Origin of the sequence: Alloscardovia criceti DSM 17774 (genome assembly GCF_000376885.1) — a bacterium.
GTDB classification, from domain to species: Bacteria; Actinomycetota; Actinomycetes; order Actinomycetales; family Bifidobacteriaceae; genus Alloscardovia; species Alloscardovia criceti.
The window spans coordinates 406672-422653 of record NZ_AQXR01000011.1 but is presented as its reverse complement, the minus strand read 5'-3'; the positions used below and the strand labels follow the sequence as shown (position 1 = coordinate 422653).

The 15982-nt window shown below is 50.9% G+C and carries 12 protein-coding genes; 10 read left to right on the top strand and 2 right to left on the bottom strand.

Annotated features, from left to right (window positions below; translation table 11 throughout):
• Positions 1-113 precede the first annotated feature (113 nt).
• The 7 genes from pyrB to pyrE all read left to right on the top strand — a co-directional run bounded on the left by pyrB (position 114) and on the right by pyrE (position 6688).
• Positions 114-1103: an aspartate carbamoyltransferase gene (pyrB, locus tag D570_RS0107180; protein ID WP_018143712.1), complete on the top strand. Its 990-nt coding sequence runs from the start codon at positions 114-116 to the stop codon at positions 1101-1103.
• The gene (locus D570_RS0107175) at positions 1103-1534 is read left to right on the top strand and encodes an aspartate carbamoyltransferase regulatory subunit (RefSeq protein ID WP_018143711.1); all 432 of its coding nucleotides are present in this window, start codon (positions 1103-1105) and stop codon (positions 1532-1534) included. Before pyrB ends, D570_RS0107175 begins: the two co-directional genes overlap by 1 nt.
• Positions 1535-1567: 33 nt before the next feature.
• The gene (locus tag D570_RS0107170; RefSeq protein ID WP_018143710.1) at positions 1568-2965 is read left to right on the top strand and encodes a dihydroorotase; all 1398 of its coding nucleotides are present in this window, start codon (positions 1568-1570) and stop codon (positions 2963-2965) included.
• A gap of 53 nt (positions 2966-3018) precedes the next feature.
• Positions 3019-3957: an orotidine-5'-phosphate decarboxylase gene (gene pyrF / locus D570_RS0107165; protein WP_018143709.1), complete on the top strand. Its 939-nt coding sequence runs from the start codon at positions 3019-3021 to the stop codon at positions 3955-3957.
• Positions 3958-4152: 195 nt separating this feature from the next.
• Positions 4153-4965 carry a dihydroorotate dehydrogenase electron transfer subunit gene (locus D570_RS0107160; protein WP_026181960.1) on the top strand — a complete coding sequence of 271 codons (813 nt, stop codon included), beginning with the start codon at positions 4153-4155 and terminating at the stop codon, positions 4963-4965.
• Positions 4965-5906, top strand: coding sequence for a dihydroorotate dehydrogenase (locus tag D570_RS0107155; RefSeq protein ID WP_018143707.1), 942 nt, complete (start codon positions 4965-4967; stop codon positions 5904-5906). Before D570_RS0107160 ends, D570_RS0107155 begins: the two co-directional genes overlap by 1 nt.
• Positions 5907-5959: 53 nt before the next feature.
• Positions 5960-6688 carry an orotate phosphoribosyltransferase gene (pyrE, locus tag D570_RS0107150; protein ID WP_026181959.1) on the top strand — a complete coding sequence of 243 codons (729 nt, stop codon included), beginning with the start codon at positions 5960-5962 and terminating at the stop codon, positions 6686-6688.
• A gap of 89 nt (positions 6689-6777) precedes the next feature.
• Here pyrE and D570_RS0107145 read toward each other — a convergent pair whose 3' ends face one another.
• Both D570_RS0107145 and D570_RS0107140 read right to left on the bottom strand, forming a co-directional pair.
• Positions 6778-7704, bottom strand: a complete 927-nt coding sequence (locus D570_RS0107145) for a LysR family transcriptional regulator (protein WP_026181958.1) — start codon at positions 7702-7704, stop codon at positions 6778-6780.
• An 89-nt stretch (positions 7705-7793) separates the two neighbouring features.
• A complete protein-coding gene (locus D570_RS0107140) occupies positions 7794-9395 on the bottom strand; it encodes an ABC-F family ATP-binding cassette domain-containing protein (protein WP_018143704.1) in 1602 nt (533 codons plus the stop codon).
• Between the two features lie 136 nt (positions 9396-9531).
• Between D570_RS0107140 and uvrA the strand changes: the two genes are divergently transcribed.
• The 3 genes from uvrA to D570_RS0107125 all read left to right on the top strand — a co-directional run bounded on the left by uvrA (position 9532) and on the right by D570_RS0107125 (position 15974).
• Positions 9532-12417, top strand: coding sequence for an excinuclease ABC subunit UvrA (gene uvrA, locus D570_RS0107135; protein WP_018143703.1), 2886 nt, complete (start codon positions 9532-9534; stop codon positions 12415-12417).
• Between the two features lie 138 nt (positions 12418-12555).
• A complete protein-coding gene (gene uvrC / locus D570_RS0107130) occupies positions 12556-15024 on the top strand; it encodes an excinuclease ABC subunit UvrC (protein ID WP_018143702.1) in 2469 nt (822 codons plus the stop codon).
• A 32-nt stretch (positions 15025-15056) separates the two neighbouring features.
• A complete protein-coding gene (locus D570_RS0107125) occupies positions 15057-15974 on the top strand; it encodes a shikimate dehydrogenase family protein (protein WP_018143701.1) in 918 nt (305 codons plus the stop codon).
• Positions 15975-15982: the final 8 nt, after the last annotated feature.

Sequence of the window (15982 nt, the reverse complement as noted above, 5' to 3'; positions counted from 1 at the left end):
CACACGCGTAATAAAAGTTGTCGCAATTTTGCTCTAACCTAAATTAGGTCACAGCAAATGCAGTGCCCTTCAGCGTGAAAAATGTAGAGACGTACATAAGGAAGGCGTGCCACATGTCTGCACAGTTGAGCTCTTCGCTCGTAGGAAAGAGCGTTGTTACTCTCGATGATTTATCCATTCCTCAGGTCAATGATTTATTGCTTAAGGCGCGATATATTGATGAACATCGTAAAGAGGTGGCACATACATGTGATGGACGTGTATTGGCCACCTTATTTTATGAGCCGTCGACGCGCACACGTCTGAGTTTTGAAACGGCTATGCTGCGTTTGGGCGGTCAGGTCATCGGTTTCGCGGGCGCAAATCAGTCTTCCGCATCCAAGGGCGAAACCATTGCCGATACCTTGAAAACGGTATCCAATTACGTGGATGTGGTGGCTATGCGTCACCCAAAGGAAGGTGCTGCTTTGGTGGCGGCGGAAGCGGTGGACATCCCTGTGATTAACGCAGGCGATGGTGGACATATGCATCCGACTCAGACCTTGGCCGATCTTGCCACGATTCACAACCGTTTTGGCCGTTTGGATCACATCACGGTGGGCCTATGCGGAGATTTGACCTTTGGCCGCACCGTGCATTCGCTTATCGAAACCTTGTGTCGCTATGGTGATGTGGACTTCGTGCTCATCTCCCCAGAAGAGCTCAAAACGCCTCAGTATGTCCTCGATCGCATCAATAAAACACCATCGTGCTCGTACGTAGAAGTGCGTGATATGACGGAAGTTATCGGCGATCTCGATGTGCTCTATATGACGCGCGTGCAGCAGGAACGCTTCTTCAACGAAGATGACTACCTGCGTTTGCGCGATACCTATATTTTGGACCGCGAAAAACTCAGCTTGGGTAAGGATAATTTGGCAGTACTCCATCCTTTACCACGCGTGAATGAAATCGCGTTTGATGTGGATAAGGACCCACGCGCACTGTACTTTACGCAGGTGAAGAACGGCATGCTGATGCGCATGGCTTTGGAAAGCTCCGTTGTGGGTGATGAGCTACCGGGATATAACGCAGAACTTATGGAAGCAGAGGTGCACGCATAATGCAGGTGACGAGCATTGTAGATGGAATTATTATCGACCATGTGCCAGCCGGTAAGGCGTTGAAAGTGCTGGATTATTTAGGCATTGATCCCAGAAAAACACGTTTGGCCGTCATTATGAACGCTCACAGTCCTTCTTTGGGGACGAAAGATATCATCAAAATTGAAAGCGATATCTATGTCAATCTCGATATTTTGGCACTGATTGCACCATCGGCCACGGTCAATATCGTGCGTGACGAAAAGATTATCTCCAAGGAAAAGCCTGCACTACCATTGCACGTTACGAATGTGATTAACTGCGTCAATCCACGCTGTGTCACATCCACGGAACGCGGCATTGCACAACGTTTCCACCTAGTGCGCGGACACGAAGATGCCCTGGGTATGCAATATCGTTGTGATTATTGTGATGAAGAGGCAAAGCTATAATAGATAGTTCAAGCCTCTGAAAGGGTAAGGTCAATGACTGCTATCTTAAAGAATATCCGCGTGTGGGATACGAACGAATCCATCATGGTTCGTCTCAATGATGGTTCTGCACAAGAGCGCGTTTATGACGCGAGCCAATGGACTATTGCTCCTGGATTTGCGGATCCTCACGTACACTTCAGGGATCCTGGTCAGACCGATAAGGAGACCATGGAAACGGGTGCGCGTGCGGCGGCTCATGGTGGGTATACGAATGTGCTGATTATGCCCAATACTCAGCCGGCTGCCGATGGTGAGGATTACGCAGGCTTCAATGTCCTCGAAGATTTGGATGCTCGTGAAAATATTCCTGTCCGTTACGGCTTGTGCGTGTCTGCATCTCGCGGACGCGAGGGATCTGAGGCGTCGAATATGGACGCGTGGAAGCCGATGCTACGCTCCGGAGAAAAGCATTTTAAGCATCCTGTAATGGCTATCTCGGATGATGGCTCCACAGTGCGCTCGCAAACCTTGGATGCGGTTATTGACAATGCTATCCGTGCGGATATTCCGTTTATTGATCACTGCGAGCATCATAAAACCGGCGTCATGAATGAGGGGGAGATTTCGCGCCATTTGGGTTTGCCAGGCATCCCAGCAGAAACGGAATTGGCCATTGTAGAGCGCGATATTAATAAGGCACGTGCCACGGGCGTTCATCTGCATTTGCAGCACGTGTCCACTGCGCTGGCCTTCGATGCGGTGCGCGAGGCTAAGGCAGATGGCGTTAACATCACCTGTGAAACAGCGCCACATTATTTGGCTTTGGATGACAGCGCCATCGAAGAATACGGCACCTATGCGAAGATGAATCCGCCGCTGAGATCTCAGTCCGACCGTTTGGCTTCTTTGGAAGCAGTGTGCGATGGCACGGTGGATATGATCGCTACCGATCATGCACCGCATACCGAGGAAGAGAAGGCTTTCGGTGCTCTGTCGGGCATGATGGAGGCGCCGAACGGTGTCATCGGTTTGGAAACAGCTTACCCAATTTTGCGTAAAGTGCTCGTAGAAGCCGGATACATCGACGATGCGCGTTTGATTGAGCTCATGTCCGTGGAACCGAATAAATTGCTCGGCGCTCAAAGCTTTGATATCGCGCACTTTGCGGAAAAGCACGAGGGCGTGATCGATTTTGAAAGCGAAGATCTCCTCAAGTTTTCGACGCATTATCTGTCCCAGACGGATATCCCAGGTCAGCATCCGGATGTGGTTATTCTGGCGCCAGAAGAGCCATGGACTATCGACGCCAAGGCATTCGAGTCTAAGGCGCGCAATACGCCATTTGACGGGTGGGATGTGAACGGTCGCGTAATTGCCACCGTGTGCAATGCGGAGCTGACATACTCCCGTTTAGACGCATACCCAAGCTCGTCTCTTATGGAAGAATAAATTCGTCATTCTCCCCTCATCTCAAAATACACGCCACCACCTCAAGGAGCATAATGCGCGCACTTATCGAAGCCATACGCGGCACAGAAAATCCCAGTGTTGTGGGGTTAGATCCGAAACCCAGTCTTCTGCCACGCATTATGCTCGACGATGTGCGCACAGTTTCTGAACTAGCTGAGGTATATTTCGCCTTTAATAAGGCCATCATCGATGCAGTGCACGATATCGTACCGGCGGTGAAGCCACAAATTGCTATGTATGAAGCGCTCGGTGTAGCGGGCGTGGATGTCTATGTGCGTACCAATGCGTATGCACAGTCCCGCGGCCTGTATGTGTTGGGCGATATTAAGCGTGGCGATATTGGCAGTACGGCTGAAGCGTATGCTGCACATCTGAGTGGCGCGCCCGCCGTTCTACCTGAACAGGTCGATGTGTGGCATGAGGATGCGGTTACGGTAAATCCGTATCTCGGCTCCGATGGCATTCAGCCCTTTATCGCAGCTGCGCAGGCTAGCGATAAAGATATTTTTGTTCTCGCAAAAACGAGTAATCCCAGCTCCAGCGAATTGCAAGATCTTCAGCTTGCGGACCGTCCCCTGACACTGGCCGAGCATGTGGCAGAACTGCTTGAGCAATGGGGAGCAGATACGCGCGACGATGAGTACGGATACTCCCGTGTGGGAGCTGTGGTGGGGGCTACACATCCGGAGACCGGACGCCGTATGCGCGAACTCATGCCTCATACCTTCTTTTTGGTGCCAGGTTATGGTGCACAAGGTGGGCGTGCTCAAGATCTAGCCGGATTTTTTGATGCTCAAGGTTTAGGTGCCTTGATTAACTCCTCGCGCGGCATTATTGGTGCGTGGGCGAAGAATGGTAATATCCCGGACTTTGCGGATACAACGCAGGCCCTGGAATTCGTCGCAGAGCATGCACGTCAGGCTGCGCTGGCGATGAAAGCAGATATTTCGCAGATGCTGAATCATCGCTAAATCGGCGCATGGAAAACTGTTTCAGCCATGAACAGTGCACTTTAATTGCCACGTTCAGCACCGGCCCACTGGTCAAGACCGTCAAGTTTAATTCAAAGTAGCATGCATCGGCCTGATGCAGATGTCATTTCTATGCCGATTGTGAGACGGCTGACTGGGGATACGGCCGATGGGGAGAAACGCAGAAAGGATATTATGGGCGCTTCCACCTTCACCAAAACAAATCCTGAGGGGAAAAACTATTTACCTTCGCGTAGAACGGCTGAAATTGTGGGGCACGAGCTGCTTACGCCGGATATTGTGCGCTTAACGATCCGCGATGAGTATATTGCCCAGAATGCTCAGGCAGCCCAATTTGTCAATTTGTATAGCAAAAATCCGATGCGTTTATCGCCGCGACCATTTGGCGTGGGTGAAGTGCACGGGGATACGGTGAGCTTCATTTTCCAGGTTGTGGGTGAAGGCACAACTGAATTCAGAGATATGCAGGTGGGCGATAGCATCGACGTACTGGGACCGTTGGGAAAGCCTTTTGATCTCAGCAAGTCCGGCCGATATCTCGTGGTTGGTGGCGGCCTAGGCGTGCCACCGGTTATGCATGCGGCTCAAAAACTGCAGTCTCGTGAGGACGCGCAATGCACGGCCATTTTCGGATACCGCAATGAGCATTTTGCCGATGATTATATTTCTCAATTTACCGAAAATTACCGAAGCATTGATAATGCTCAAGGCAATGTCATCGATCTGATGAATGAATGGCTGGAGGAACAGGGCGACGATCCAGATTTGTCCGATGTGCAATTGCTCACCTGTGGACCTCATCCTATGATGAAAGCCATCGCCACGTGGTGCCGTGAACACGGCATCGCGGCGCAGATGAGTTTGGAAGAGCGCATGGGCTGCGGATACGGCACCTGCGTAGTGTGCATTACCCCAACCATTCACGGAAACAAAAAAGTCTGCATCGAGGGACCTGTCTTTACCCGCGAAGAATTAGGATGGAATTAATGTTTGACGCCACAAAAAATTACACATTTACACATCCTACGATTGTAGCCGGTGTGAAGTGGAAAAGCCCTATTGGCACCGCTGCGGGCACCTACAATCTCGATGCCTGCAGCGTCTACTACAATCCAGCCACCATCGGCGCAGTGTCGACCAAGGGTGTTTCACCCGTACCATGGGAGGGCAATCCTGCACCGCGTACTGCGGAAACGCCGGCTGGCACGGTCAATTCCGTGGGTTTGCAAAATCCGGGCGTAGATCATTATTTAGAAGATGATTTGCCGCGTCTCAAGGCCATGGGAGCCACAGTGGTATCCAATGTGGCGGGACATAGCGATGACGATTTCGCGTATGTCGTGGAAAAATTGGCTGAATCAGATGCGGATATGCTGGAAATCAATGTCAGCTGCCCGAATGTGAAATCTGGTACTTCCGTGGGCAAAGACCCGGTAGCCTTGTGCACGTTGATGACACGATTGCGCCCTCTAACGGATAAGCCTATTATCGTCAAACTCACGCCTAATGTGGATGATATCGTCCCGATTGCTCGTGCGGCTGTGGACAATGGCGCGGATGCTGTGTCTTTGATTAATACTTTTGTAGGCATGCGCATTGATACCACCACCGGCAAGCCCATTTTGGCCAATATTACGGGCGGCGTTTCAGGTCCGGCTGTGCATCCAATGGCTGTGGCTATGGTGTACAAGATTCGCCAGGCTTTTCATGATTTTCCTATTATTGCTATGGGCGGCACGTTTACCGGCTTGGATGCTTTGGAATTCCTGTACGCGGGTGCCAATGCGGTAGAGGTGGGTTCGGCTGCCTTGGTTGATCCTGCGGCCCCGGTGCGCATCGCTTGCGAGTTGGAGGAGCTGCTCAATCAGCGTCCTGAGCTGGCTGCGGCGCTGGCAGAGGGCAAAAATTGGATCAATATGAACGATTAAAGCAGCACGAAGAATAATCTCACAAGAACACAGACACGCGAAGCGAAAAGAGGATAACCATGAGCATGACGGATGATTTTACCCAGTTTCTTTTGGAATGTAACGCCTTAAAATTTGGCAATTTTACATTGAAATCCGGTAGACAGTCCCCGTACTTCATCAATGCAGGTTCTTTCAACGATGGCAATCGCATTGCACGCCTCGGCCAGTTTTATGCGCGCACCATTCACGAGGCACAAGCGGCCGGACGACTAGGCGCCTTTGATACGGTGTTTGGCCCGGCTTATAAGGGCATCCCTCTGGCCGTAACCACCTCTATGGCGTTGAGCTGGATGCAATTAGATCCGTCAGAGAATGGCTCCTTTGAGCAGTCTCAGGCCGTGGGCTACACCTTTGATCGTAAAGAAGTGAAGGACCACGGCGATGGTGGCATGTTCGTCGGAACTGAGCTACGCGATGGGATGAAGGTGCTCCTCGTCGACGATGTTATGACAGCTGGCACGGCTGTGCGTGAGGTCATTCCGAAGCTGAAGTCAGCGGCAGACGTGGATATCGTAGGTCTCGTGCTGTCTGTGGATCGTATGGAAAAGACGAAGGATTCGGATCAGTCCGCTGTGCAGGCGGTGGAGGAGGAATTCCATTTCCCGGTGCTGTCCATTGCAAGCATTCATGACATCATTCATTCCGCACGTACGCTGAAAAATGCGCAGGGAAGACCGCTTATTGATGAGGCCTTAAACGCTCATATTGAAAGCTATTTTGCTCAGTATGGTGCGCAATAAAATACGCGCTAAAGTGAGACAGGGGCTGTAATGAGGGAATTCATTACAGCCCCTTTTTTGTTGCCTTTTCGTTGACCGGCGTGCAATCGTTAGTCTTCGATGATGTCGTAGCCGTGGCTGCGCACAACTTCTTTGAGCTTGACGAGGTATGTTTGAGCGGCATGCGACAGATTGGCTCGTTCATTCGTTATCCAGCCAATAAGCATTTTATCTTTGGAGTCCAACGGCACGGTCACGATTTTTTCGGTATTGAGATCCTCGTTATCAATGCCAGAGGAAATCGTATAGCCATTTAAGCCCACGATGAAGTTCAAATTTGTGGCACGATCGGTAACGTTGATTTGCTTAGGGGAGTAGTCTGGCCAGCAGGCCTCCTCTGCAAAGTAGAAGCTGCCCTCTTCGCCCTGCTCAAATTGGATAAATGGATATGGCTTCAAATCCTCCATGGTCAGCACTGTCCTTGAGGCCAAAGGATTTTCGCGCGACAGGAACACATGCAAACCGGCATTAAATAGCGGATGGAATTCCAAATGCTTTTCGCGCAGCAATTTATTGATGACATTCCGGTTGAAATCGGAGGTGTACATGATGCCGATTTCCGAACGCATATTCGCCACCGCATCAATAATTTCACGCGTACGGTCTTCACGGATAGAAAATTCGTATTCCTCCGTATCTGAGGAATTAATCATTTCTACAAAGGCTTCGACGGCAAACATGTAATGCTGCGTAGACACCTGGCACAACTGCTTGCGTGGCTTGGTGTGCTTGTAACGCTCATTCATCAATTCCGTTTGGTCGAGAATTTGACGTGCGTACTGCAGGAATTCCACACCATCGACGGTGAGTGCAATGCCCTGGGAGGAGCGCTTGAAAATTTCAATGCCCATTTCTTTTTCCAGCTCTTTGACGGCCGAGCTCAGGGCAGGCTGGGAGATGTATAAAGCATGGGAGGCTTCATTCATCGACCCGCATTCTACGATTTTTACTATGTATTGAAGCTGGAGCAACGTCATAATGCTGAAAACTCGTTTCTAGGTTCATCGCTGATAGGGCGTATCGGTTTGTGTTTCGGTTTGAAAGTCCTTGTGGGGTCTATCTAATTTTACTCAAGAGCGACCAAATCGTAATAAGAATCATTCCACAAATCCTCATCGCCATCTGGCAGCAACAGCACGCGAGAAGGATTGAGCGCCTGTACAGCCCCTTCATCGTGGGTAACGAGCACGATGGCGCCTTCATACTTGGAAATGGCATTCAAAATCTCATCGCGTGAAGCAGGATCCAAATTATTCGTCGGCTCATCGAGCAGAAGCACATTGGCCTTGGACGTCACCAACGTAGCGAGCGCGAGGCGTGTTTTCTCACCACCGGAGAGTACACGAGCAGGCTTATTGACATCATCGCCGGAGAAGAGGAAGCTGCCGAGAATGGTGCGCACTTGTGTATCATCGAGTTCGGGCGCAACGGATTGCAGATTTTCGAGGACGGTTGCGTTGGTATCCAAGGTGTCGTGTTCCTGAGCAAAATAGCCGATTTTTGCGCCATGACCGAACTGAACTTCGCCCGTGTCGGGTTCGTCTTGGCCGGCCAGAATGCGCAGAGTCGTGGTTTTACCCGCACCGTTGTAACCCAAAATAACCACACGGGAACCGCGATCGACGGCGAGATTAATACCCGCAAACACGATATTCGAGCCGTAGGCTTTGGAAATATCCTCAGCCATAATAGGCGTGCGGCCACACGGTGCAGGCGTGGGGAAGCGCAGATCCGCCACCTTTTCTCGTTTTTGCATAGGCTCGGTTTCGGCGAGTAGCTTTTCGGCACGACGCATCATATTTTGAGCAGCCACAGCCTTTGTCGCCTTCGCATGCAAACGAATGCCTTGCTGCATCAAACGTTCCGCCTTCTTCTGAGCTACTTCGCGCTCACGGCGTCTGCGTTCTTCATCCACTGCACGCTGCTTGAGATATGCGGACCATCCCAGAGAATACATGTCAATTTTGGCGGTTTGAGCGTCGAGATGCCAGACCTTATTTACGGTTTCTCCCAGTAACTCCGTGGAGTGGGAGATGACGAGAAAACCACCTGCATAGTTTTTTAAGTATTTCTTTAACCATTCGATAGAATCGGCATCCAAATGGTTGGTCGGCTCATCCAAAATCAGGGTTTCCGCATCCGAAAAGAGGATGCGCGCCAGTTCGATACGCCTGCGCTGGCCACCGGACAACGTACCTAACGCCCGGGGGAGAATGTCCTGACTGATGCCGAGACTTTCCGCCATAACCGTAGCATCAGATTGAGCGGAGTATCCATCGGCATTTTCGAAGTCCTGCATGGCCTTATCATAGCGGCGCATGGCTTTCGTCATAATATCTGGATCCGGATTCGTCATCTCCTGCTCAGCCTTGCGGATACGCGACACAATGGACGCAATATCCCTCGCCGACATAATGCGATCGATAGCGCTTTGCTCAGGATCTGCCGCATGCGTATCCTGGGGCAGATAGCCCAATTTCCCCGAATAGCTGACTTTGCCCGCAGCTGGTAACATTTCTCCTGTAATAACTCGAGTCAGCGTAGTTTTTCCAGCGCCATTGCGCCCTACTAAACCAATACGATCGCCCGCAGAAACATGAAAATCAGTTGGAGCTAACAGTTGCCTCGCTCCAATACGAATCTCTAATCCCTGTGCCGAAATAGCCATATAAAACCTCACTTTAACTGTGTCCGATACTAATAGAAAGACACGAAATTTCGCCGTGAAGTGACTTCCCCCACTATTCGAAAATTTGTTCGAATGACTTTGCTAGAATGAAAGTCGATAAAACGAGGAGAATATAGTGACACAAGAAACAATCATCGAAGATTTACACGATGTGCCCTTGAATCAAAAGATTGTGATTCAAGGCGCACGCGAGCATAATTTGAAAAATGTCGATTTGGAAATTCCGCGCAATCAAATGGTCGTGTTCACGGGATTATCCGGTTCCGGTAAATCTTCCTTGGCTTTCGACACGTTATTTGCCGAAGGTCAGCGTCGCTATGTGGAGTCTTTGTCCGCTTATGCGCGTCAATTCCTCGGACAAATGGACAAGCCGGATGTGGACATGATTGATGGTCTCAGCCCAGCCGTATCCATCGATCAGAAAACCACGAATCGTAATCCACGATCCACCGTGGGTACTATTACCGAAGTCTACGATTATCTGCGCTTGCTCTACGCACGCACGGGTATTCCACATTGCCCAGTCTGCGGCGAAATTATCACCGAACAAACCCCGCAGCAAATCGTCGATTCCTTACTCAGTCGTCCCGAAGGTACCCGTTTTCAGCTCTTAGCACCGGTCGTAAAAGGTCGTAAGGGCGAATTTGTGGAGCTCATTGAAACTCTACGCACGGATGGATATGCACGCGCAATTATCGATGGCAAGCTTACCCAGCTCAACTCAGAAATATCGCTGAAGAAGCAGAACAAGCACACCATCGAAGTGGTCATCGATCGTTTAGCTATTAGAGATGGTATGCGCCAACGTCTTACAGACTCCGTAGAAACTGCCTTGCGTCTCGCACACGGCGTCGTCATCGCAGACTTCGTAGACCTCGATGAAAAGGACCCGGAACGTCGCCAACCTTTCTCCGAAAATCGCAGCTGCCCAAATGGCCACGAGCTCGAACTCGACGAAATCGAACCACGCACCTTCTCCTTCAATGCACCGTACGGCGCCTGCCCAGAGTGCACCGGTATTGGATTTAAGCTCGAAATCGACCCAGAACTCATCGTTCCCGACACATCCAAGTCACTGGCAGAAGGCGCTATTGAACCATGGAATTCCTCCAAGGCACAATCCCAGTACTACCAGCATTTGCTGGAAGGTCTTGCCGTGGAACTCGACTTCGACATGCACACGCCGTGGAACGCGTTGGATAAGGATATTCAAGACGCCATCCTGCACGGTCACGATTTCAAAGTAAAAGTCAGCTACACCAACCGCTGGGGACGTACTCGCGAATACACCTCCGGATTCGAAGGCGTCGTACGCACACTCATGCGCAAGCACGAAGAAACCGATTCAGACGCTGTAAAGCAGCATTACGAATCCTACATGCGCGAAGTACCATGCCCCGTATGCCACGGCAAACGTCTAAAGCCAGAAGTACTCGCCGTCACTGTAGCGGATAAATCCATTATCGATGTGTGCGAAATGCCGATTGAACGCGCTTTTGCTTGGGTACAAGACCTGCATCTAGAGGGCGCTGCTGCACAGATTTCTGTCGAAATTCTCAAGGAAATTCGCGCTCGCTTGGGTTTCCTCAACGATGTAGGCTTGACTTACCTCACGCTTTCTCGCGCAGCTGCAACGCTGTCGGGTGGAGAAGCTCAGCGCATTCGTTTGGCCACGCAGATTGGATCTGGTCTGGTGGGCGTTATGTATGTGCTCGATGAGCCATCTATTGGCTTGCATCAGCGTGATAATGAGCGCCTCATTTCGACGCTGCATAATTTGCGCGATCTCGGCAATACGCTTATCGTCGTCGAGCACGATGAAGATACGATTAAGACCGCGGATTGGCTAGTGGATATTGGTCCTGGAGCGGGTGAGCACGGTGGTGAAATTATCTTCTCTGGTCATGCACCGGATATTGTCAACGCTTCTCGCTCCGTCACGGGAGCATATATTAGTGGTCGTAAGAAGATTGAGGTGCCTGCACATCGTCGACGTGTATACAAAACTAAGAATCTCAAGGTGGTGGGTGCACGAGAAAATAATCTCAAAGACATCGATGTGCGTTTCCCATTAGGCGTGCTTACCGCCGTTACGGGTGTATCTGGTTCGGGCAAATCCACGCTCGTGAACTCTATCCTGTATCCGGTGCTAGCCAATAAACTCAACGGTGCTCGCAAAGTGCCCGGAAAGCATACAAGGGTAGAAGGCGTCGATCAGGTCAATAAGGTAATCCACGTCGACCAAAATCCTATTGGTCGTACACCGCGGTCCAATCCTGCCACCTACACCGGCGTGTGGGATAAGATTCGTAATTTGCTCGCCAAAACACCAGAAGCTCAGGTCCGTGGTTATGGCCCTGGCCGCTTCTCCTTCAATGTGAAAGGCGGACGCTGCGAGGCCTGCCATGGAGATGGCACCATCAAGATTGAGATGAACTTCCTGCCGGATGTTTATGTGGACTGCGAAGTCTGCCATGGCAAGCGCTACAATCGCGAGACTTTGGAAGTGAAGTACAATGGCAAATCCGTTGCAGATATTTTGGATATGCCTATCGAGCAAGCCGCTCAGTTCTTCAAATCCTATCCAGCCATTTCACGCTATCTGCAGACGCTGGTGGATGTCGGTTTGGGCTATATTCGCTTGGGTCAGCCTGCTCCTACGCTTTCCGGCGGTGAAAGCCAACGTGTAAAGCTGGCTACGGAGTTGCAAAAGCGTTCTGATGGCAAAACGGTGTACATTTTAGATGAGCCAACCACGGGTTTGCATTTTGAAGATGTCAATAAGCTCATGATGGTTTTGCAGGGTCTAGTCGATAAAGGCAATACGATTATTGTTATTGAGCACAATCTAGATGTCATTAAAAGCGCGGATTGGATTATCGACATGGGACCTGAGGGCGGCGATGGTGGTGGAACCGTTGTTACCGAAGGCACGCCAGAATCCGTAGCAGCCAATGCCAGCAGCTGGACAGGAAAGTTCCTGAAGCCCCTATTGGCATAACACATAGGGGCGTAGCATCGCCACTATTCTAGGAAACCACTCAACTACACTGAATAGTAATCTGTCATCGCGCTGGGGCACGCGCTTCCCACACGATGACAGATTTAAGGTTCGATTACTCATACGAAGAGGAGTTTTGTGAACTCTTTGATTGAAAAGCACTCACCAGGCGTGTGGCGTAAAACAGCACTGCGCATGGTGAAAGACCATGAGACATCGACATCGGGTCAGGAATCATCTGGTCAAGGTACCGGTGGCGGTGTGAATGTCAACGGCGCACCGCTGCTGGGGGATTCGCGTGACCTGTTTCGACCTAAAACTTCAGATATTCCAACGAATCCGGGTGTGTACAAGTGGCGTGATGCTGAAGGGCGCGTTATTTATGTGGGCAAAGCGAAAAATCTTCGCAACCGACTGACAAATTATTTCCAGCCTCTGGAGAGGCTACACCCGCGTACTCAAAATATGGTGCTCACTGCGCGTAGTCTCGAATGGACAGTCGTAGGCACCGAGCTGGAATCCCTGACCTTGGAATACACGTGGATTAAAGAATTCGATCCACGATTTAATGTCGTTTTCCGCGATGACAAAACCTATCCTTATGTGGCTATTTCCGCTCAGGAGGAGATTCCACGTGTCTGGGTGACGCGCACCAAAAACAACAAAAAAGCACGCTACTTTGGCCCGTATGCCAAGGTGTGGAATATGCGCCAGACTTTGGACTCCATGCTCCACGCCTATCCCGTACGCACCTGCTCTCCAGCGGTGTTTAAGAAGGCTCAAGAAACGCATCGTCCCTGCCTACTCGGGCATATTGGCAAATGCTCTGCACCCTGTGTGGGGTGGATTTCGCCAGAAGAGCACCGCAAAATGAGCGAACAGCTCGTAGCTATTTTGACTGGTCGTCTCGGTGCATCGTTTAGGAAACAGCTGGAAGATCAGATGAAAGAGGCGAGTGCGGAGCTTGAATTTGAAAAAGCGGCGAAAATTCGCGATCAGATTCATGCTTTGGAATCCGTCCTCGAGCAAAATTCGGTGGTCTTTTCCTCGGACGTAGATGCCGACATTATCGGTGTAGAAACAGATGAATTGGAGGCAAGCGTCCATTCCTTCTTCGTACGCGCGGGCACCATTCGTGGTGAGCGCGGCTGGTCTGTTGAACGCGTAGAAGACATCGATAATGCAGAACTGCTCGCTGATCTCATCACACAGGTCTACAGCGCAGCTGTGGAGGAAAACGCATCGGAGACGAATAAGTCTGCTCCTTCAGCATCATCTGATACCTCCGCCGAAACAACGCAAGCGCAAGCCCAGTCTTCTATATCCGTTTCTGAACACAGAAATGCTCTTGCGCCGACACAGCAGACCACAGCCGTGGATGCCGCCAGTAGGGCACAGGCGACGAGGAATAGGCACGAACGCGAAGACATAACCGGTCGTCATGATTTGCTGTCACCGATTTCGCCCGTACCACGCGAGATTATCGTGCCTTTTGCACCCGCTCGTCGAGAGGATCTCGAGGCCTGGTTGTCCGGTATTCGTGGATCGACTGTAACGATCCGCGTGGCCGAACGCGGCGAAAAACGTAGCCTGCTCGATCGTGCGAATGCCAATGCAAAGCAAAGTTTGCAGCGCTCGAAGTTGAGTCGTGTTACCGATTTAACCGCCCGCTCTCAAGCGCTCAAGGACATCGCCGATGCGCTTATGTTGGATAATGCTCCACTGCGTATAGAATGCTTCGATATTTCTAATGCTTCGGGTGGTGCCTTCCAGGTGGCTTCCATGGTGGTCTTCGAGGATGGTATGGCGAAGAAGAATTTCTATCGTCATTTTGCTATCAGAGGAGCAGACGGTAAGGGTGCAATTGACGATACATCTGCCATTTATGAAACGTTGACACGCCGTTTTAAGCATGGCAATATTTCGGGCGATACGGGCGAAAGTATGGAGGATGAGGAACGTATCAAAAAGGCTGCTGCCCAATCCCACGATCAAGTGCAGGTAACACAACAGTCTAGCGAGCATCTCCACGATTCTGCGCAATCCATCGTTCAGCAGGATACTCAGCGCCACCGCTTTGCCTATAAGCCAAATCTGATAGTCGTCGATGGCGGTCAGCCACAAGTCAAAGCAGCACAACGTGCTCTGGATGATTGTGGTATCACGGATGTGGCGGTCTGCGGTCTCGCGAAAAAGCTCGAAGAAGTCTGGGTGGCAGATGATGAGTATCCCATCATTCTTAAGCGTCAGTCGGAGGGTATGTATCTCCTTCAACGCATCCGTGACGAGTCGCATCGCTTCGCTATTACTTATCACCGTAAAACGCGACGAAAGGGTGCTCTGCGCTCGGCACTGGACGATATTCCGGGCATTGGTCCCAGCTTCCAGAAGAAGCTGCTCAATCATTTTGGCTCTGTGCGTGCCATGCGTCAGGCAAGTCTGGACGATTTTCTGGCTGTGCCGGGCATTGGTGCGTCGAAAGCTCAGGTGCTTTACGATGCTCTCCATGAAGAACAGCCCGTGGACCAGTCAGAAAGGCAGTCAGTAGGGAATACAGAAAACGCTCACACGGAACACGATGTGGAACAAACAGGGGAAAAATCCTAAAAACGTCCACTGTCTATAAGGATAATGAAGGTATGAATCAACATCACGCAGCAGTTCTCGGATCGCCTATTGCGCATTCTTTGTCACCCGTCTTGCATAATGCCGCTTATCGGGCATTGGGTTTAACGGATTGGGAGTACGGTCGCCAGGAGGTGCGAGAGGCCGCCTTGGGTACATTTTTCCAGTCTATTGATTCAACCTGGGCAGGCGTCAGTATGACTATGCCACTGAAAAAAGAGGCTTTGCGTTTTGGCGATACTCAAGACGAACGCGTAGCCTTCTTAGGCGTGGCAAATACGGCAGTTTTTGACTGGAATCGCTCCAACTCGCACGATAGCGCTTTGCCTTTTATCCATTTGTATAACACGGATGTGGATGGCATTAAACGCACCTTCCATGACGAATTTTTGCTCGATAATTGCTCCGACAAACGCGTGCTGATTTTAGGTTCAGGCTCGACCGCCACCTCGGCTATAGCCGCCCTGATGGAAACGGGCGCACGAGATTTCACCGTGTGTGCAGTACAGGATGATCAAGCACATCACGTGGCAAAGCTCATGACACAGTATCCTGCAGCGCACACGTCACAGACCGATACGGTCACTATATCTGTTGCACCCTGGTCCGATGCAATCCGGTTCATTCCGCAGGCGGATATTATTATCGCCGCAGTGCCTGCGCATGCCACAGATACACTCGCAGCAGACGTTGCACAATTGCCACCATACCTTGACGTGACCGGTACATATGTCCTCGATGTTATTTACGATCCACGCCCCACCGATTTCATGCACAGCATGGAGCTCAAGGGCGCCCACGTCAGGGGAGGAGAGCACATGTTGCTCCGCCAAGCCATAGCCCAGGTAGCCTATATGACCAGCTTGGACGTCTCAGAAATCATGGACAAAGCTTTCTTAGAGATGAAAAATGCTCTAATTGAACAGCTCTAGGGTTAAGC